The organism is Epilithonimonas hispanica, assembly GCF_003385395.1.
Taxonomy (GTDB): Bacteria; Bacteroidota; Bacteroidia; order Flavobacteriales; family Weeksellaceae; genus Epilithonimonas; species Epilithonimonas hispanica.
Map to the genome: position 1 here is coordinate 47254 of NZ_QNUG01000019.1, position 20440 is coordinate 67693.

Genomic DNA, 20440 nt, shown 5'->3' on the forward strand with positions numbered 1-20440 from the left:
ATTTTTGCAAAATTAATGGATTCTGTCAAAATTCAATTTTATTTCTTCGGTTTGTTGGTCATATAGAAAGTCAGTTTTCCACCATTCATAATGTCCTGATGTTTGATAGTGAAATCTTTTATTGCTTTTCCATTCAGTTCGATTTTTTCGATGTAAACATTTTTATCAGACTGATTTTTAGCTTCGATTTCGAATGACTTTCCGTTTTCAAGATTCAAAGTTGCATTCTTCACACTTGGACTTCCAATTTGATATTCATCAGAACCTGGTGAAACAGGATAGAATCCTAAACTGCTGAAAATATACCACGCACTCATTTGTCCGCAATCATCATTTCCGCCTAATCCATCGGGTTTTGCTTTGTATTGCATTGTCAGGATTTTTCGGATTTGAGCCTGAGTTTTCCAAGGTTGTCCGGCAAAATTGTAAAGATAAGCGACGTGATGCGCAGGTTCGTTTCCGTGAACATAACCACCGATAATTCCTTCTCGTGTAATATCTTCGGTGTCTGCAAAAAATTCGTCTGGCAAATGCATTGCGAATAACTGGTCAAGATTGTCTCCGAATTTCTTTTTTCCACCCATTGCATCAATCAAACCATTCGGATTGTGAGGAACGAAGAAACTGTAATTCCACGAATTTCCTTCGATAAAACCTTGTCCGTGTGTGCTCAGCAAATCAAATTCTTTTTTGAAACTTCCATCAGACAATCTCGGTCTCATAAAACCGATTGATTTATCGAAAACATTTTTCCAGTTTTCGGAACGTTTTATATATTCATTATAGATTTCAGTTTTGCCTAATTTCTTAGCGATTTGAGCAATTGCCCAATCGTCGTAAGCATATTCTAAAGTGTTGGAAACCGACGTTCCGTTTTTCTCCGCAGAGATATAACCTTTGTCAACATATTCGCCAATGCCTTCATAATTTTTTTTGTTGGAAGTTGCGATACAAGCGTTCAAAGCTTCTTCGGGATTTCCTGTAAATGTATTTTTAATAATCGCATCAGCAATCAAAGAAACCGAATGATAACCGCTCATACACCAGTTTTCGTTAGCATAATGAGACCAAACGGGTAATATTTTCAAACTAAATTGGTCATAATGCGCCAACATCGATTTTACCATATCATCATTCCGTTTTGGCTGAATAATATTGAAAAACGGATGCAAAGCACGATAAGTGTCCCAAAGTGAAAACGTGGTGTAGTTGGTAAAACCTTTAGCTTGATGAACATTTTGGTCAAGACCTTTGTATTCTCCGTTACTGTCCATATAAGTGGTTGGATTGATGAATGTATGATACATCGCCGTGTAAAAATTTACTTTGTCATCTTCGGAAATTGTATTGACAACTATTTTATTCAATTCTTTATTCCAATCATTTTGAGCTTGATTTTTCACATTTTCAAAATTCCAATCCGGAGTTTCTTTTTGTAAATTTTCCAAAGCATTCGCTTGACTGACTGGCGAAATTGCAAACTTGATTTGAACTTTTTCATTTTCCTGAGTGTCGAAATCAAAATGCATTCTGATTTTCTTTCCGGCAATCTCAGGGAAATTATCATCCTGATTCCATTTTCTCCAAAAACCGCTGTAAGCTTGTTTGGTGTCAAAGTTTTTCTGACCGTAAGATTTGAAAGGCTTCGAAAATTCCATTGCAAAATAAACTGTTCTGGTTCTTGCCCAGCCATTGGTTTGTCGGTAACCCGTTATTGTATGGTCGTTTTCGATTCTTACATAAGTCCACACGTTTTTGTCATCGTAATTATAAATTCCGGACATCAAATCCAAAATAATATGCGCATCATCAGATTTTGGAAAAGTATATTGATGAAAACCAACTCTTGTTGTTGCCGTTAATTCTGCCAAAATATTATAATCATCCAGTTTTACTCTATAATAGCCTGCTTCTGCCTTTTCGTTCTGATGAGAAAATCTGGAGCGGAATCCACTTCCAGGGTTTTGAGCAGTTCCGGGATTTAATTTCACTTTTCCAATCGTTGGCATTATCAGAAAATCTCCCAAATCCGAATGTCCAGTTCCGCTAAAATGGGTGTGCGAAAATCCGACAATGGTTTTATCTTCATAACGATAACCTGCACAATATTTATAAACATCAGGATTGTATTTTCCACTGATTTCATAAGACAAAGTATCGGTTTCAGGACTTAATTGAACGGCTCCAAAAGGAACAGTTGCACCAGGAAAAGTATGTCCCATTTTTTCGGTTCCAATGATTGGATTAACAAATTTGACTAAGTTTTCTAATTTCTGGGAATTGAACAATGAAGCAAATAAAACGGGCAGAATTAAAATGAATTTTCTTAGAGACATTCTTTGGAATTTTGAAGCAATTTAGTTAAAACCACAAAAGGCACAAAAGTTTTATGCGTTTTTGATATTTTAAAAAGTCAAAAATTTTGTCTTCCTCAATTAAATAATAAAGATTACTTTTTTTCTTTTGTGACTTTTGTGGTTTATAAATTCAAAAACTTAATTTTGTTTCCATCTAAAAAAGAAAAATGAAAATCCTGATTAAAAATGCCCAAATCGTCAACGAAGGGAAGATTATCCAGAGCGATATTCTCATCGAAAACGATTTAATTTCTAAAATACAACCCCATATTTCTGAAGAAGCAAACCAGATTATCGATGCTTCGGGAAAATATCTTTTACCAGGAGTGATTGATGACCAAGTTCATTTCCGTGAACCGGGTTTGACTTGGAAAGGCGACATTGAGACAGAATCACGTTCTGCAATCGCAGGTGGAACTACAAGTTTTATCGAACAGCCAAATACGGTTCCAAATGCGGTAACTCAGGAATTGTTGGCTGATAAGTATGAAATTGCTTCTCAAAAGTCATTTGCCAATTACGGTTTTATGATGGGTGGAACGAATGATAATCTTGAAGAAGTTTTAAAAACAAACCCAAGAAATGTCCCTGGAATTAAATTATTTTTAGGTTCATCAACCGGAAATATGCTGGTTGATAATCCTGAAACTTTGGAAAATATTTTCAGCAATACCAAAATGTTGATTGCTGTTCATTGCGAAGATGAAGCAACAATCAGAGCCAATACTCAAAAATATTTGGATGAATATGGAGAAGATATTCCTGTGAAATTTCATCATTTAATAAGAAGCGAAGAAGCTTGTTATAAATCTTCCTCAAAAGCAATTGAATTGGCAAAGAAAACCGGAGCGAGACTTCACGTTTTCCATTTGTCAACGGCGATTGAAACGGAGCTATTTAGAAATGATATTCCTTTAAAAGATAAAAAAATTACGGCGGAAGTTTGTGTTCATCATTTAACTTTTACCAATGAAGATTATGAAACAAAAGGCGGATTAATCAAATGGAATCCTGCCGTAAAAACGCAAAAAGACAAAGACGGACTTTGGGAAGCGTTATTGGATGACAGAATCGATGTAATTGCGACCGATCACGCGCCTCATACTTGGGAAGAAAAACAAAATGTTTACACAAAATGTCCTTCCGGAGCACCTTTGGTTCAGCATTCTTTGGCTGTAATGTTGGAAAATTTTAAAAATGGAAAGATTTCCCTTGAAAGAATCGTTGAAAAAATGGCTCACAATCCTGCAATATTGTTCAGGATTGAAAAGCGAGGTTTCATCCGAGAAGGTTATAAAGCCGATTTGGTTTTGGTTGACTTAAATCAAAACTGGACAGTTGAAAAAGAAAATATCCTTTACAAATGCGGTTGGAGTCCGCTCGAAGGAACTGAATTTCATTCAAAAGTAACTCACACTTTCGTCAACGGAAATTTGGTTTACGAAAACGGAAAAATCAATGAAGAAAAATTCGGAGAGCGTTTGCTTTTTGAAGTGGAAGAATAAATGATAAGAAAGCGGACTTCGATTCGCTTTTTTTATTTTAAAATAATGTGTTCGTATTTCTTGCATAACTTTTGTTAATTCTCAAGACAAAATAAAAATCTAAATTTACCACAAGCACAAATCATTAATTTTTAATTATGAATTTATACACACAACCAATGTTGCGCGAAGACGCACTAAAAGATAAAGTCGCTATCGTAACAGGTGGCGGAAGTGGTCTTGGAAAGGCAATGACCAGATATTTCCTTCAACTTGGAGCAAAAGTCGTTATCTCTTCCAGAAACTTGGAAAAACTTCAAGGAACAGCAAAAGAACTAGAAGATGAAACTGGTGGAAAAGTACTTTGTGTTGCTTGTGATGTGCGAAATTGGGAAGAAGTGGAAGCGATGAAAGAAGAGGCTTTGAACGAATTCGGGAGAATTGATATTCTTTTGAATAATGCGGCGGGAAATTTCATTTCTCCAACCGAAAGATTGACGCATTCAGCGTTTGATTCAATTTTAGATATCGTTTTAAAAGGAACTAAAAACTGTACGCTTTCCATTGGGAAATATTGGATTGATAATAAGATTCCTGGAACAGTTCTTAATATTGTAACAACTTATGCTTGGACAGGTTCGGCTTATGTTGTTCCATCGGCTTGTGCAAAAGCAGGTGTTCTGGCAATGACGAGAAGTTTGGCTGTAGAATGGGCAAAATATGGAATCCGTTTCAACGCCATTGCGCCGGGACCATTTCCAACAAAAGGCGCCTGGGACAGATTGTTGCCGGGAGATTTGCAGGAGAAATTTGATATGAGAAAAAAAGTGCCGTTAAGAAGAGTAGGAGAGCATCAGGAATTGGCGAATCTCGCTGCTTATTTGGTTTCAGATTATTCAGCTTATATGAATGGAGAAGTGGTGACAATCGATGGTGGAGAATGGCTTCAAGGAGCGGGAGAATTCAATATGCTGGAGGATATTCCGCAGGAAATGTGGGATATGTTGGAAGCAATGATTAAAGCGAAAAAATCGAATTGATTTAAAAATAAACAATAATTAGTCTCAAGTTTGTAACAAATTTGAGATTTTTTTTACCTATTTTTAAATGTTATAAATCTTTTTACCTAATGAAATTGAAATTCCCTCATTTGATTTCTGCTGTTGCGATATTTGCTTTTATCAGCAATTCTTACGCTCAGGAATCTCCAAAGTACGACTACACGGAAGCTTTTAAACCGTTTTTCTATCCTCAAACTGGAACTGAAACTCGTTCTGCAAGCGGACAGCCAGGACACAAATATTGGCAGAACTCAGCAGATTATCTGTTGAATGTAAGTCTTAATGAAGCTAATAATGAATTGACAGGTTCAGCCGAAATTACTTATACCAACAATAGTCCGGACCAGTTGAGCTTCCTTTGGTTGCAACTCGATCAAAATCTTTTTGCTAAAGATTCCAGAGGTAACGCTGTCGTTCCATTGTCGGGAAGTAGAAATGGAGCTCACGGAGAAACTTTTGATGGTGGTTATAAAATCAAATCTGTAAAATATGACGGGAAAGATGTAAAATATACCATTACGGACACAAGAATGCAGATTGACCTTCCAAATGATTTGAAAGCTAACGGCGGTGTTGCAAAATTGAAAATTGAATATTCTTTCTTATCTCCAAAATACGGCTCGGACAGAATGGGCGTGGAAGATACCAAAAACGGAAAAATTTTCACATTGGCGCAATGGTATCCGAGAATGTGTGTGTATGATGATGTAATGGGATGGAATACGCTTCCTTATCTTGGTGCCTCAGAATTTTACTTAGAATACGGAACATTGTCCGCCAATATTACTGTTCCAGCTAATCATTATGTTTTGGCTTCAGGGGAATTATTGAACGAGAAAGAAGTTTATTCTAAAGAAGAAATCAGTCGTTGGAACTCTGCAAGAAGCAGTGAAAAAACGGTGATGATTCATCCAGAATCTGAGTTGGGGAAAAATAATAAATCAGGAACAAAAACCTGGAAATTCAAAATTGAAAAAGCTAGAGATTTTGCTTGGGCTTCATCTGCGGCTTTCATTATTGATGCGGCGAGAATTAATCTTCCGAGCGGTAAAAAATCTTTAGCAATCTCCGCTTATCCTGTAGAAAGTGCAGGTGACAAAGCTTGGGGACGCTCTACTGAATATACAAAAGCCTCTATCGAACATTACTCAGGAAAATGGTTCGAATATCCTTATCCTGCTGCAACCAATGTTGCAGGAAACGAAGGCGGAATGGAATATCCTGGAATTGTTTTCTGCCATAGAAATTCTAAAGGCGAAAGTCTTTGGGGTGTGACTGACCACGAATTCGGGCACACTTGGTTTCCAATGATTGTTGGTTCTAACGAGAGAGTTTTTGCTTGGATGGACGAAGGTTTCAATACGTTTATTAATGAACTTTCGACAGAAGCTTTCAACAAAGGCGAATATTACCATAAACAAGATATTGGAAAAATAGGACCGTTTGTTCAGAGTGATAATTTTGAGCAGATAATGGTTGGTCCGGACAATATGAAGGAGAGAAGTATAGGTGTTTTGGCTTACTTCAAACCAGGAGTTGGATTGGGAATCTTGAGAGAAACGATTCTTGGACCTGAAAAATTTGATAAAGCTTTCAAAACTTATGTTCACAGATGGGCGTTCAAACACCCGACGCCTTGGGATTTCTTCCACACAATCGAAAATGTTTCCGGTGAAGAGCTGAACTGGTTCTGGAGAGGTTGGTTTATGAACAAATGGAAAGTTGACCAAGCTGTGAAAACGGTAAAACCTGTGAATGACGATTTCAAAAACGGAACTCAAATCACAGTTGAAAATATTGGACAATTACCAATGCCGACAACAGTTTTAGTAACCTTCAAAGATGGAACTACTCAAACAGTGAAATTACCGGTTGAAGTTTGGAAACGTAATACAGAATGGACTTTCCAAATTGATTCTACAAAAGAAGTGACTAATGTAAAATTAGATCCGCAATCCATTGTTCCGGATATCAATCCTAAGAATAATGCTTGGCCAAACTAAGACTATTAAGATAATAGACTAATAGATAATAGAAAAACGCTCCAATTATTGGAGCGCTTTTTATGTTTATTAAACAACAGATAAGATAATCTTTCATCTATCCGTCTATTATCTTTAAGTCTATTTCAAACAAACCATCTCGGTCACTTCCACATCATAGCCGGAAAGAATTGGTTTGATATTAGGATTCTGAGTAATCACTTTAAATTTATTAATGCCAAGATCTTTTAAGATTTGAGTTCCAATTCCATAATCACGGAAGTTAGGAGCAATCGTTGGTTGTTCGCTAGTTCCGTCTTGGAAATTAAGAAAATGTTTGATTCTGCTCAATGTATTTTCCTTGTTAGAAACATTATTGATGAAAACGACAGCACCTTTTCCTTCTGCATTGATAAGGTCAGTGATTTGCTGCATCAATGGATGTTCACCATTAGACAACCTACTGAAAACATCAAAATAAGTTCCCGTTGACTGAACTCTCACAAGCACAGATTCGTCTGCAGACCAAGTTCCCTTTGTCAAGGCATAATGGATTTGTTCCGTCGGTTTTTCTTCGAAAACGTAAAATTTAAAATCTCCATAATGCGTTTTGATATCGCGCTCTTCGATTCTTTCCACAAGATCACCTTGTCTCATTCTGTAGTTGATAAGATCTTCGATAGAAACAACTTTCAAGTCGTGTTTTTCTCCGAATTTTAGAAGGTCAGGCAGCCTCGACATACTTCCGTCCTCATTTAGGATTTCGCAAATCACGCCACCTTCTTTTAGTCCTGCTAATCTTGTTAAATCAATTGCCGCTTCTGTATGTCCCGCTCTTTTCAGAACACCGCCTTCTCTTGCACGAAGTGGGAAAATATGTCCAGGTCTCATCAAGTCGCCAGGTTTGGTTTCCTCATCCATAATCGCCAAGATGGTTTTTGCACGGTCACTTGCTGAGATTCCGGTTGTTGCACCTTTTCCAAGAAGGTCAACTGAAATCGTAAAAGCTGTTTCTTTCGGATCGGTAGAATTAGCCACCATCGAGTGAAGTTCCAGATCATCACATCTTTTCTCGGTAAGAGGCATACAAATCAAACCTCTAGCGTGCGTTACCATAAAATTGACAATCTCAGGCGTTGTCAGTTCAGCAGCTGCTAAAAGATCCCCTTCGTTTTCGCGGTCTTCATCATCTACAACGATGATCATTTTACCATTTTTAAGGTCTTCCAGCGCTTCTTCTATTGTATTAAGTTGGAAATTATCCATTGTTTCAAAAAAATTTTTGCAAAGATACTTATTTAGAACCTAAATAAAGATTGTAACAATCAATTAAAAATATGCAGAAAATGTATTTTCAGGAGCCGGGAACCTGCTTTCCGCTACAATCTTTTTTGCAAGACGCTTTGTTTTCAAATATTATGAGTTTTCCGCAAAAAAGGATTTCCACTGCAATCAGTGCTATGACGCATTTGGTCATCAAATCAAGCTTTTACAATTCCAAGTCACTTTTTTTGAAAAATAAAATCAGATAAAATTTGAATTCTAAAAAAAAAACACTAAATTTGCAAACCAAACAAAACGGTGCTTTGGCCGAGTGGCTAGGCAGTGGTCTGCAACACCATCTACAGCGGTTCGAATCCGCTAGGCACCTCACAATAAAACCCTAACTCATTTATTAATAATGCTTTAGGGTTTTTTGTTTGATGATAATTCCAACCAAATTCCAACCATTTGAAAAAAGTTTTATTTTTTGTGTCTTATTTTGTTAGTGATTTATAATTTTAATTCTATTGGGTGTTGGTTATTTATTAAAAGTTTAAACACTAGGCTACATAACGCCTTATTATCTGTAACCATAAATTATCAATATTCTTAGGGTAATAAAATCTATGTAAATTCCAACTAAAAAATAGACAAAAGAGTTGTTTCAATCACGGGTTATGTGTTTATATTCTATGCACAATATAAAAAAGTGTGAGTTTTTAGTCAAGTATTGAGAGTTTAGATATACATAGATTTGCGCTTGTAAGATTTGGTTATTTCACTTAGAACAAAAATACCCCGCCCTTTCTTTTTTCAGATTTCGATTTCAAAATTCAAACTCGTTTTTATGTAACTTGACATAGAATAAAGAAATATCAATTCGTTCTAGTAATATTCAGAAGTATATCGGATTTAGAGTTAATAGGCTGGTTACAGTTGTTATTTTGTGGAAATCTATATCAACTTTTTATCTTTTTATCTTGTGCCTCTGCCTTAGCTTTAGCTTCATTTAGTACAACGTTCATTGCTCGTAGTTTGATTGCTTTCATTCTTTCTATCTGCTCTTGGCTCAATGGCGGTTTGGGGTTCGGGTTGTCTTTCATAATATTGTTTTCCCGAAATTACTAAAATTATAGTTCGGTACTTTAAAAATTAAATTGTAATTGATTCTGCGGATAATTACGTTCCTCAAACCTTGCTCTATTGTTCCTTGGGTTGCTGTCGGTATCTCGGATGACTTTGCAGATTCTGTATAGTTGTTCTTTTTCGGTAAGTTTTTTTGCTTTGTTGGTCAAGTATTTTTTTTCGAGGAATTTATATATCTCGTGATTATTTTCTTTCAGGTTTTTCAAAGTTTTTTCTCTTAAAAATTTGCTCCTTATATTTTGAGTGCTGATGTCTAATCCTGTGATTTTACACACTCTTTTATTTTCATTTCTTTTCTGGATTAGATTTGTCGTTTTTCCTATACCAATGTAGTTGCAAAGATTGCAGAATCTATTATTAAGTTCGATGTCTATTGAGTTTTCGCTTATATAAATGTGTAAAAAGTTAGATAGGAATTTGGACGTACTTTTTACCATTATTTCGTTAGGAATCCCGACATACTTTTTGAGTTGCAGATGCTCCAAAATTGTTTCCCGAAGTTCCTGTTTGATGTCGGTTTTCTTAGGCATTTTTTCGGAATAATATTTTCTTTGCTCGTTCCGATTTCTGGTATTTAGAGATTCCCAATAGCCTTTCACTTGGTACTGATAGTATTTTTTCTGTTGTGGATTTGTTAGCTTCTTTGTGTTGATGTCTTTGATGGAAAAGAAAAATAGTTTATCAAATTCTTTTAGAAGCTGGTTGGTTATCCTTTCCTCTGCATTCTCACAAAATAAACTTTCCATATTGCCAAAGTCTATGTAGTCAAACTTTTCTGCTCTCTGGAGCTTGGTTTCGAATCTCATTATATTGCTCGGGCAATAATCGAGTTCAAAATAAGTCTTGTCTTGGTCATTGTCTTTTTGTTCGGATTTAATATAAAATTTTGTTTTCAGATATTTGTCAGATTTGTTCTCTGCAAATCGGTAATGTTTGTATTTGTTGTGGGTTTCAAAAAATTGAGAACCTTTTGACAATGCAGAATTGAGAAGAGTGTAAACATCACTCTGTACAGAAAAGTTGATTCCTATTTCCAAAGAGGATATATAAAACTCTTGGAATAATTCTTTTGTAATCCCAATGGATTCAAAGGTTTTGATAATTTGATTTCTTGCTTTTACAAATGTGAAGTAATTGGCATTGTGCAGATTATCATTGTACTGTTTATGAGGACTGAATGCTACAAATAGTTTCGGACATTCCTGGTATTTATTAATCTGGGCATAGATTTTTATCCCATTTCCATTGTTGTAAACAGTAGCGTTTTCCCAACCCTTTTCATTTTTGGAAATAGCAAATCTATCCCGAATGTTATCTAGGATAATACCAATAGCATTGCGATTATAAGTACCGAAAAGAGAATAATCTATCAATGGATTAACTTTTGTGGATTAGAGAAAATCAGTATATTTGTAGTGTTGTAATGGTTGCCACTATTACACATTTAGAACAATTAGGGAGCGGTATTACTCGTTCCCTTTTTCGTTCATATCGTTTAACATTACTTTGATAATTTCCGTTACTATTCTCGTGCGGTCTGCTGGGATGAATGGATAGAACTGCGGACAAATGCGGATATAAACAGTTTCCCAATCTTCGGGAATGAATGCGACAAACAAAGATTTTTTTTCCTTTACTTTTAAATCTGCATAATAAAATCCCTTTGTTCCTGCTGGGCGTAATCCTGTAATGGTGCATTTGCTCCAGTTGGTTGTATCTCGGATTTTCAAAAGGTTGTCTGCTCCTGTGGTAGAATTATGACCGTTGTTTTTCTCGGTGCGTATCAGTTCGGAAAATGCTATCTTTTCGTAATTGGATAGTCTGTATTGCCTGAATGTCTTTTTAACCTCATCGAGTTTGTAAATCATTCCGTAGTGGTCGGGGGTGTAAGTGGTTGCCGTCATTATTAAGAAAGTTTATTTTTATTAATAATTTGCTCCACTTCACTACGTTTGAAATAAACACGGTTGCCAAGTCCGTAACTCGGTATTTTACCCTCTTTGCGCCATCTGTGCAAACTGCTCATATCTATTTTTAAGAGTTTGCAGACTTCGGAACGTGTAAGATATTCCGTAGGTTGTTTGGGTTGGAATTGGGCGGAGAGTTGCGCCGTTAGTTCTGGTATCAGAGAATTTTTTAATTCTGTGATGAGGTCGGTCGGTGATGTGCTGATAAATTGAATAGTAGAACTCATAATTTTCTGTGTTGAAATATTATGAGACAAAGTGAATATAGTTTTGTTCCTGTTTTATTCCGTTTTTATTCTTATTTTATTCTTGATGAGATGTCTTGAAATATATTTCTAGATTACGTAGTGTTTTTTGATGACTGTCAGTTTCTCCTCTAATATCTCTTCCTAAATAATTGAAATTAAATCTTTCCAAAACTAATTCTTTATAACGTTCTTGACTGATTTTTTCTACTTTATTAAAATAAAAAAATATTTGATTGAACTTCGTTAATTCAGTAAATGATTTGTTTTTTTGATTGAAATTATCATTTAAATAGTCTAATAGTTTTAATTTTGTCATATCTCCATTGAATAATGTGAACGCATTTCTTTCATCATTATTTTTATATGGTATTTTAGATTCATATTTTGTAATTATGTTTTGCAATTCTTCCTCTGTATATCCAAAAGTTTCGAAAATTACATTTGCAATATAATCGTCTCCTAAATAATCGTGTAGATGGTCGTCATCAAAATCCATAATTCTAAAATTTATAATTGGTTGCCAAATAATAAAACTTATATTTCCTAAAATAGAATTATTAAATATCTGCAAGGATATAGTTATTAGCTACATTTTTTAAAATATTTTCCTCCTCTTTTCTCAAACTTATTTTATATCCTAAACTATCGTACAAATCGAGCTTTTTAATCTCTTTGGTTTTAATTCCATAATCAATAACATATTTATCATAGCTTACCTCAACTTTAAGTTTTATTAGCATTTGATTTTCAAGGGTAATTATTTTTACTCTTGTAGATTTCCCTGTAGAATTAGGTGTGAATCTTATTGTAAAGTTTTCTTTTTCCTTTTTTATCGCCGGGATTACATATTGGGCTAAAGCTTCTAATTGCATAATTCTAATTTTTTATTGGTTAAATATTAATTTTCTGATATTTTCACAATCCTTTCCATCGTTTCCCTTACATTTTCTGTGATGAGGTCTATAAATGGCTGTTTGCTGTCTTCTGTTTGTGCGGTTTCTAATGCTCCGTAATATTTCAAACGGCTATCCACATCACCTTTTAGAATAGCAATCGGGAATCCGTTTTGTAATAAAATCAAATTCATCAAAAGGCGTGAAGTTCGTCCGTTGCCGTCTATAAATGGGTGTATGGTTACCAAACGCTCGTGCATTTCTGCGGATAGCTCTATGGGGTGCAATTGGTCTTTGTTTTCATTATACCAAATAAATAAATCCTCCATCTGTTTTGGTACGATATACGGTTGTGGTGGGATGTGTTTTGCTCCCGAAATAAGTACCTGTACATTTCTATACTTTCCTGCGTTGGCGTTGTCTATGCCCTGCAAAATGAGTTGGTGTATTTGCAATAAATCTCTTTCGGTAATAGGTTCGTTTTGCGTTGCCAGTTCTTTTATGTATTCTATGGCGTGTTGGTGGTTGATGGCTTCAAGGTGTTCGTTTAGAGATTTCCCCCCAATGGTTAATCCTTTTTCAATAACCAATGCAGTTTCTTGCAAAGTCAGAGTATTACCCTCTATTTTGTTACTCTCGTAGGTGTATTCAATCTCAAACGCCTTTGCTACTTTGTCGCTGTGGTTTTGTCGCAAATGGTTGAGTTTGTCTTTGAGCTGGTCGAGGTCGGTGTATTTGTTTTCCATTTTTTTAAACGATTTTCAAATGGTTTTCCAATTTTTCTGTTATTCTCATTGCCTTGTCTAATCTTTTCGGTTTTATTCTAAATATTGACCATTCCATCGGTTTTATGCCCTGTTTGTGGTTTGATATTTTCATCCCACTTTCAAACTCAATCCCAACGCATTGATGATTTGGACGAAGTTTGATATTTGCAAATCTGTTTTGCCCTGTTCTATCTTGGCAATGTAGGCACGTTCTTTTCCTATTTTTTCCGCAAGTTCCTGCTGGGTTAGTTTCTGCTCCTTTCTGGTTTCTTTTATTAGTTCTCCATAGTAATAGGCTATTGCCTTTGCAGAAAACGCTTCACGTTCTGGCGTGCCGTGTTTGCCATATTTTTCGGCTAAGTAGTCGTTTGCGGTTGGTAGTTCTCTTTTTATTTTTTCTATGTCTAGTTTTGGTCTGTCCATTTTTCTAAAATTTTAATTGCCTTTTTTATTTCTTTGTCGTAGTCCTTTGTTGCCTTTTTCATAAATCCCGAAATCAATAAAATGGTTGTTGCCTGATTGATGTTTTCGTGGTCAATGGAAAAAGTTAATATCCGATATTCGTTTTCTGTTTGGATTCTCAACTCATACAGATTTGTGTTCGTTAGTTTCTTGATTATTTTAGAATTGATGACGGTTTGCGTTTCCAAAATGTCAAAAATATAAAGGATTTTGTTTCTTAGTCTTTCATTAGAATTTTCTACAAACTCATCAAATTCGGGTGTTCTAAATAATATTCTCATATCAATTACTATGCAAATGTAACAAATTTATTACATTCTATTTTTAAGATATTTTCTGGTTTGATATTTTTTTGAAAGTCTTTGCGGTTTGCATTGCCCAATCGTCTGCGGTTCTGCCAATGTAGTTTAGAAACATATTTTCTGTTTTATGTCCTGTGATTGCCATTAGTTGAGGTGTGGTAAATAGTTTGTTTCCGTAAAAATTTGTTGCAAAGGAACGTCTGCAAACGTGGGAACTTACCAAATTGTATTTTTCCGTTTCTACAATTTCGTTTTTCTTTTTGTCCTCATTGTACACTTTTCCTTTTATCATTTCTTGGATTCCTGCCAGCTCGCAAACTTTTTTGATGTGTCTGTTAAAAAGAACTGCATTAGAATCAAAGTTATTGGCAAAGGTTGGTGGGAAATCTCCGTTGTATTTGTTCAAAATAGTTTCCACCTCATCGTGGATTGGTATCACTACTTTTTCCCCTGTTTTCTGTTGTTTAATCTCAATGAATCGGAACGTGTTGCCCTCGCTGTCGGTTTTGGTGTAAATCATCCGTTTGTTCATCCTCAAAAGGTCAGAAACTCTCTGCCCAAGATAACAACCAAGTACCAACCAATCTTTTGCAATATTCCAATCTGTATTGAGTGTAGTAACATCTTTTATTTTCTCAATCTCATCAAAGGATAAAAATACTTTGTACTCTGTGTTAGTCGTTCCTGTACTGAATCCCCGAATTTGGTAATGGATAGATTTTCCGTTTTGTTCAGCATCAAACAAAACTGTTTTCAGATTTTTAATAAATCTTACGGCTGTGGTTTCCATCAGGTTGCAATCTGTGATGAGGTAGTTTTTGAAATCAATTAAGATTTTGGAACTCACATCCTGCAATAGAAAGATTTTCTTTTTCTTCTTTTGATAAGATAGAAAACGGTCTTTCAGGTTGTTGTACTTTTTTAAAGTGGATTCTGTGTAGGACGCTGTACTTCGTTTGAAATCTGTGAAGTTTTGCAGATAGTTTATGAAAACAGTATCATCTTCTTTTATCTCTATGCGGTTGTAGAATTTGTCAATCTTTTCTGCTAACCAATCTTTTGAGAAAATAACGCCTTTGGAATAATCGGAATTGTATTCTTTCAAAACAAAGGTTTCCAACTCATTCAGCTCTGTGTAAAGTATTTTGAACTGTGGTTGGGTTTGGATAGGTCGGGATGTTTTTACGCTCCAGTATTTTGGATTGATTATTTTTCCTGTTTTGATTTGAAAAACATTATCTCTATCAATTGAAAAACGGATATAGATTTGAGCGTTTTCGGTTTTGTGTAAAACACGAAATTTAACAGTTGCCATATTTGAAATTTTTGAACAATCAAATATATAAAATCCGTTGGAATTAATTCCAACCAAATTCCAACCGTTCTGAAATTTAGTAAAACACTATGCAATCACATACTATTGTAAAGTACCATCAATAAAGGGTTTGTAGTGTATTTTTAAGTTTTACGAAAATGCTAGAAAACTCGTTTGTCGGGTACGCTAGGCACCTCACTGGTAAACCCTAATTCATTCATTTGTAATGTTTTAGGGTTTTTTGTTCTCTGTGTTTCTCGATAATTTGATAAAACCTTTTTATTTTCCTTTTTTCACACGTTCGAACAGATAGTACAGAAGTATATTTTTATGAGTAAGAAATACTTAATCATTCAATAAAATATTTTCACTCTTATCTAATTATCACAAGTTCAAAACCTTTGACGGAAATATTGGGCTTGATCCATAATTACTATGTTCTAATGTTAATTTAATGTCAAGTTGGCAAACGTTTTGTTAAGTAAGTTCTACACTCATCACAACTCATAAATCACAATTAATATGGAAGCAACAGAACTTAGACTCAACAATTTGGTTATATATGAAGATGAGATTGTGCCTGTAATCGGAATGGAAAATATTAATAAAGAAATCCTTGTGAAAATTGATTCGGAAACCGCTATTGATTCTAGAAAACTAAAACCAATTGCTTTGACTGCCGAATGGTTTTCAAAACTGGGGTTTAAGGAGGCTTATCGTTCTCAAAGCAGAATAAGATTCGACCTTCCAAACTATTGCCGATATGATTTTGATCTTAATTCTAATAAAATTTTAGAAGGTTTTTTGTTTTTCGGAAACTATATCAAATGTAGTTATCTTCACCAATTGCAGAATATCTACTTTACATTAACAGGCGAAGAACTGAAAATAGAATACGAACGTCCCAAGCTCCAAACCACTTTATCATAAATATCCTCGGAACCTGATTGTAAAAAATCAGGTTTTTTATTTCCAAAAATCTGACTTCTAACTTCTGACATCTCACATCTTTCCTTACTTTTGTGTAAAATTATATTGAATTGAAAACCCATTTCATTGCCATTGGCGGTTCTGCGATGCACAATCTTGCCATTGCTCTCAAAGATAAAGGCTATCAGGTGACTGGTTCCGATGATGCTATTTTTGAACCTTCAAAATCCAGATTAGAAAGAAAAGGAATTTTGCCTGCAGAGTTAGGTTGGTTTCCAGAAAAACTAACTTCGGATATTGATGCTGTGATTCTCGGGATGCACGCACACGCAGACAATCCGGAATTGGCAAGAGCGAAAGAGTTGGGATTGAAAATCTATTCTTATCCGGAGTTTCTTTACGAACAATCCAAAGAGAAAACGAGAGTTGTGATTGGTGGTTCTCACGGAAAAACGACGATTACATCAATGATTCTTCACGTCCTTAATTTCCATCAGAAAGATATCGATTATATGGTCGGCGCACAATTGGAAGGTTTTGATTGTATGGTGAAAATCACGAATGATAATGATTTTATGATTCTCGAAGGCGACGAATATCTGTCTTCTCCAATTGATTTACGTTCAAAATTTCTACTTTATCAACCGAATATCGCTTTGATTTCTGGAATTGCTTGGGACCACATTAATGTTTTCAAAACCTTTGATGATTACGTTGAGCAGTTTAGAAAATTCGTAGCGAGTATTACCCCGGGCGGAGTTTTGGTTTATAACGAAGAAGATGCTGAGGTTGTAAAAGTGGTTTTAAGTGCAGAAAATTATTTCAGAAAAATCCCATACAAAACCCCAGAATACGAAATCGTCAATGGAATTGTAAACCTGAAAACCGATATGGGAGAAATTCCGTTATCTGTCTTCGGAAAACACAACCTTCTGAATCTGGAAGGCGCAAGATTTATCTGTTCTCAATTGGGAATTATGGAAGAGGAATTTTATGAAGCAATTATGAGTTTCAAAGGCGCTTCCAAAAGATTGGAGAAAGTGGAAAGAAAAGATGGCGGTTTGCTTTACAAAGATTTTGCACACGCACCAAGTAAAGTGAAAGCAACGGTTTCAGCTTTTGCAGAACAATTTTCAAAAACTGAGACTTTTGGTTTCTTGGAATTACACACTTATTCCAGCCTCAATCCAGTTTTCTTGGAGCAGTATGACCATGCAATGGACGGTTTGGACAATGCCGTTGTTTTCTATTCGGAAGATGCTTTGAAGATTAAAAGAATGGAACCTATATCTCCGGAATTAATCAAAGAAAAATTCAAGAATCAAAACTTGAAAGTCTTTACCAATGCAGAAGATTTGCATAAATATTGGAAAAGTCTTGATAAAACCAAAGGCGCATTTGTAATGATGAGTTCCGGTAATTTTGGAGGTTTGGACTTGACAGTTTAAAATAATAATAAGAATAAAATTTAAAAGAATCCTTTTGAGAAATCGAGAGGATTTTATTTTCGACTAATTTATTTGTTAGATTAATCTAACATAGATATATTTGTCAATGAAAAATATTTGTTTTATGATTATTAAATCTTCTTTACTAGGTTTTATATTCCTTTTGACAGGTTCTGTTTTTATTAAATCACAAGAAGTAAAAGCGGATAAAATTAATATTAGAAAATCGGACAGCATCAGTCTTGAAGAAAAACAATCTAAAACTTCAAACATCGATGAAGTGGTGATTTCTGGAACAATGAAGGAAGTGAATCGTTTGGAAAGTCCCGTTCCGGTTGAAGTTTACACACCAAAATTTTTTAGAAAAAATCCGACACCAAGTATTTTTGATGCTTTGCAAAATATCAATGGTGTTCGTCCTCAACTTAATTGCAATATTTGTAACACGGGCGATATTCACATCAACGGTTTGGAAGGTCCTTACACAATGGTTTTGATTGACGGAATGCCCATCGTGAGTTCACTCGGAACTGTTTATGGACTTCCTGGAATCCCGAATTCACTTGTAGAAAGAATCGAAATTGTAAAAGGTCCTGCATCGTCTCTTTATGGAAGCGAGGCTGTTGGTGGACTCATTAATATCATTACTAAAAAACCTCAAAATGCACCTTTGGCAACGGCAGATTTGATGTCCACAACTTGGGGCGAATATAATGTGGATTTGGGTTTCAAATTCAATGCAGGGAAAAGAGCGAGTGTTTTGACAGGTATTAATTATTTTAATTTTCAAAATAAAATAGATAACAACCACGATAATTTCACAGACGTCACTTTACAAAACCGAATCTCCGTTTTCCAAAAATGGAATTTTGAAAGAAAAGAAAATCGTCTATTCACAATTGCTGGACGGTATATGTACGAAGATCGTTGGGGTGGCGACATCCGTTGGAATAAGTCTTTTCGAGGTGGTGATCAAATCTATGGCGAAAGTATCTACACCAATCGGGCAGAGATTTTGGGGAATTATCAACTTCCTGTGAGTGAAAAGATGTTCTTTGCTTTTTCATTGATTAATCACGACCAAGACAGCCGTTACGGAACGACTTCTTACATTGCCAATCAGAAAATTGCTTTTGGACAACTGACTTGGGATAAGAAATTGGGTAATCACGATTTGTTGGCAGGAACAGCTTTGCGATACACTTATTACGATGACAATACGCCTGCAACACAGTTCGAAGCTGAAAAAACTTGGCTTCCTGGGATTTTTCTTCAGGATGAGATAATATTGGCGGAGAAGCATAAACTTTTGTTAGGTTTTCGCTATGATCACAATAATATTCACGGGAATATTTTTACGCCGAGATTGGCTTACAAATGGTCTTTGAATGATAATAATATTTTGAGATTTAATGCAGGAACAGGTTTTCGAGTGGTTAATCTTTTCACAGAAGACCACGCCGCTTTGACCGGAGCTAGAGATGTAATTATTCTTAATGATTTGAAACCTGAAAAATCTTACAATGCGAATCTGAATTTTGTAAAAAAAATCTACTTTGATTCAGGAAGTTTTGTGGGATTGGAAGCTTCCGCATTTTACACATATTTTACCAACAGAATTGTTCCTGATTACGAAACAGATACCAATAAAATCATTTATTATAATCTTGACGGACACGCTGTTAGCAAAGGAATCAGCCTGAATGCAGATTTGACTTTTACCAATGGTTTGAAATTCATTCTCGGAGGAACTTTAATGGAAAATACGTTGACCGAAAACGGAATCACTGAACAACAAATGCTGACCGAAAAAATCGCAGGAACTTGGACAGTTTCTTATAAAATCAAACCTTGGAATTTATCTGTTGATTACACAGGAAATATTTACAGTCCGATGCGTTTGCCTTTGTTGGGTGAACTTGACCCGAGAAGACCGATGTCGCCTTGGTGGAGTATTCAGAATATTCAATTCACTTATGATGGTTTCAAGAAATTTGAAATTTATACCGGCGTAAAAAACTTACTCAATTGGACCCCGAATAAAGGAAATCCATTTATTATTTCAAGGTCAGATGATCCTTTTGGAGAACCAACTCTGGACAATCCTTTACCTTTTGATACTTCTTATGTTTACGCCCCAAATCAGGGAATCAGAGGTTTTTTAGGAATTCGATTTAATTTTAATTAAAATGAAATTTCGTGATGTCATATTTAGATTTGCAATTCTGGGAAGTTTTTTACTTTCCGGAATTTGCTTTTCTCAGATTACGAATCATCAATTTGAAGAATTAGAAAATTTACAAAAATCAGAACCTCGAAATGTCATAATTTTCATCAAAACCTATTGGTGCCACTACTGCAAAGTCCTGGAAAATACGACTTTCAAAAATCAAAAAGTTTTCAAAATCATCAATCAAAATTTCTATTTTATTCAGTTCAATGCAGAAGAAAAAAGAGATATTAATTTCGCAGGAAAAATATTTCGATACAAACCAACAGGAACCAATACAGGAATCCACAAACTAGCAGAAACATTGACAGAAGGAAAAACAACTTACCCAAGCTTAATCATTTTGAATCCTCAAAACGAAATTATTTTTCAATTCAATGGTTACCTAAAATCCTCGGAATTTTTAGAAATTCTCGATAAAATAAAACCTTAAGAAAGGAATCTTCTCAAAGCGAAGCGCCTTTGTGAACCTATAATATTTTCAATAATTAACCTGAGTTCGGGTTAAGCGAAGTTCAAAAATAATTGACCGTCATTTACTTTTTTCAAGTTGAGTGACGGTTTTTTTGGAAAGAAACAATAGGC

General features: G+C 35.1%; 19 protein-coding genes and 1 tRNA gene. 8 read left to right on the top strand and 12 right to left on the bottom strand.

The genetic code is table 11. From position 1 onward, the window contains the following. Positions 1–38: 38 nt before the first annotated feature. A complete protein-coding gene (locus DRF58_RS10425) occupies positions 39–2336 on the bottom strand; it encodes a GH92 family glycosyl hydrolase (protein WP_116035248.1) in 2298 nt (765 codons plus the stop codon). A 188-nt stretch (positions 2337–2524) separates the two neighbouring features. On the opposite strand from DRF58_RS10425, the gene DRF58_RS10430 reads away from it, so the two are divergent. The 3 genes from DRF58_RS10430 (at position 2525) to DRF58_RS10440 (ending at position 6905) form a co-directional block, all read left to right on the top strand. Beyond that, on the top strand, positions 2525–3862 hold the full coding sequence (locus tag DRF58_RS10430; RefSeq protein ID WP_116035249.1) for a dihydroorotase: 1338 nt from the start codon (positions 2525–2527) through the stop codon (positions 3860–3862). Positions 3863–3999: 137 nt separating this feature from the next. Beyond that, positions 4000–4881, top strand: coding sequence for an SDR family oxidoreductase (locus DRF58_RS10435; protein ID WP_116035251.1), 882 nt, complete (start codon positions 4000–4002; stop codon positions 4879–4881). An 89-nt stretch (positions 4882–4970) separates the two neighbouring features. Beyond that, a complete protein-coding gene (locus tag DRF58_RS10440) occupies positions 4971–6905 on the top strand; it encodes a M1 family aminopeptidase (RefSeq protein ID WP_116035252.1) in 1935 nt (644 codons plus the stop codon). Between the two features lie 120 nt (positions 6906–7025). On the opposite strand, the gene ribB is transcribed toward DRF58_RS10440, so the two are convergent. Continuing rightward, positions 7026–8150, bottom strand: coding sequence for a 3,4-dihydroxy-2-butanone-4-phosphate synthase (gene ribB / locus DRF58_RS10445; RefSeq protein ID WP_116035254.1), 1125 nt, complete (start codon positions 8148–8150; stop codon positions 7026–7028). A 314-nt stretch (positions 8151–8464) separates the two neighbouring features. On the opposite strand from ribB, the gene DRF58_RS10455 reads away from it, so the two are divergent. After that, positions 8465–8535: transfer RNA gene (locus DRF58_RS10455), tRNA-Cys, on the top strand. A gap of 571 nt (positions 8536–9106) precedes the next feature. Here DRF58_RS10455 and DRF58_RS18390 read toward each other — a convergent pair. The 10 genes from DRF58_RS18390 to DRF58_RS10500 form a co-directional block, all read right to left on the bottom strand. Beyond that, entirely contained in the window at positions 9107–9250 is a 144-nt protein-coding gene (locus DRF58_RS18390) for a hypothetical protein (RefSeq protein WP_157966725.1), read from the bottom strand. Positions 9251–9292: 42 nt separating this feature from the next. Next, positions 9293–10666 carry a hypothetical protein gene (locus DRF58_RS10460; RefSeq protein WP_116035258.1) on the bottom strand — a complete coding sequence of 458 codons (1374 nt, stop codon included), beginning with the start codon at positions 10664–10666 and terminating at the stop codon, positions 9293–9295. A gap of 93 nt (positions 10667–10759) precedes the next feature. Further along, positions 10760–11197: a hypothetical protein gene (locus DRF58_RS10465; RefSeq protein WP_116035260.1), complete on the bottom strand. Its 438-nt coding sequence runs from the start codon at positions 11195–11197 to the stop codon at positions 10760–10762. A gap of 2 nt (positions 11198–11199) precedes the next feature. Then, positions 11200–11487 carry a helix-turn-helix domain-containing protein gene (locus DRF58_RS10470; protein WP_116035261.1) on the bottom strand — a complete coding sequence of 96 codons (288 nt, stop codon included), beginning with the start codon at positions 11485–11487 and terminating at the stop codon, positions 11200–11202. A gap of 76 nt (positions 11488–11563) precedes the next feature. Further along, the gene (locus DRF58_RS10475; RefSeq protein WP_123902390.1) at positions 11564–12004 is read right to left on the bottom strand and encodes a hypothetical protein; all 441 of its coding nucleotides are present in this window, start codon (positions 12002–12004) and stop codon (positions 11564–11566) included. A 61-nt stretch (positions 12005–12065) separates the two neighbouring features. Continuing rightward, the gene (locus DRF58_RS10480; protein WP_116035264.1) at positions 12066–12380 is read right to left on the bottom strand and encodes a hypothetical protein; all 315 of its coding nucleotides are present in this window, start codon (positions 12378–12380) and stop codon (positions 12066–12068) included. 26 nt (positions 12381–12406) lie between these two features. Then, positions 12407–13147, bottom strand: coding sequence for a Fic family protein (locus tag DRF58_RS10485; RefSeq protein ID WP_116035266.1), 741 nt, complete (start codon positions 13145–13147; stop codon positions 12407–12409). A 129-nt stretch (positions 13148–13276) separates the two neighbouring features. After that, on the bottom strand, positions 13277–13591 hold the full coding sequence (locus DRF58_RS10490) for a helix-turn-helix domain-containing protein (RefSeq protein ID WP_116035268.1): 315 nt from the start codon (positions 13589–13591) through the stop codon (positions 13277–13279). Next, entirely contained in the window at positions 13573–13911 is a 339-nt protein-coding gene (locus DRF58_RS10495) for a type II toxin-antitoxin system RelE/ParE family toxin (protein WP_116035270.1), read from the bottom strand. Before DRF58_RS10495 ends, DRF58_RS10490 begins: the two co-directional genes overlap by 19 nt. Positions 13912–13954: 43 nt before the next feature. Further along, a complete protein-coding gene (locus DRF58_RS10500) occupies positions 13955–15247 on the bottom strand; it encodes a tyrosine-type recombinase/integrase (protein WP_123902391.1) in 1293 nt (430 codons plus the stop codon). Positions 15248–15769: 522 nt separating this feature from the next. Between DRF58_RS10500 and DRF58_RS10505 the strand changes: the two genes are divergently transcribed. The 4 genes from DRF58_RS10505 to DRF58_RS10520 all read left to right on the top strand — a co-directional run bounded on the left by DRF58_RS10505 (position 15770) and on the right by DRF58_RS10520 (position 20288). Beyond that, positions 15770–16177: a hypothetical protein gene (locus tag DRF58_RS10505; RefSeq protein WP_116035273.1), complete on the top strand. Its 408-nt coding sequence runs from the start codon at positions 15770–15772 to the stop codon at positions 16175–16177. A gap of 110 nt (positions 16178–16287) precedes the next feature. Continuing rightward, entirely contained in the window at positions 16288–17625 is a 1338-nt protein-coding gene (locus DRF58_RS10510) for a UDP-N-acetylmuramate--L-alanine ligase (RefSeq protein WP_116035275.1), read from the top strand. Positions 17626–17749: 124 nt separating this feature from the next. Beyond that, entirely contained in the window at positions 17750–19813 is a 2064-nt protein-coding gene (locus tag DRF58_RS10515) for a TonB-dependent receptor plug domain-containing protein (protein WP_116035284.1), read from the top strand. 1 nt (position 19814) lies between these two features. Then, positions 19815–20288, top strand: a complete 474-nt coding sequence (locus DRF58_RS10520; RefSeq protein WP_116035276.1) for a thioredoxin family protein — start codon at positions 19815–19817, stop codon at positions 20286–20288. Positions 20289–20440: the final 152 nt, after the last annotated feature.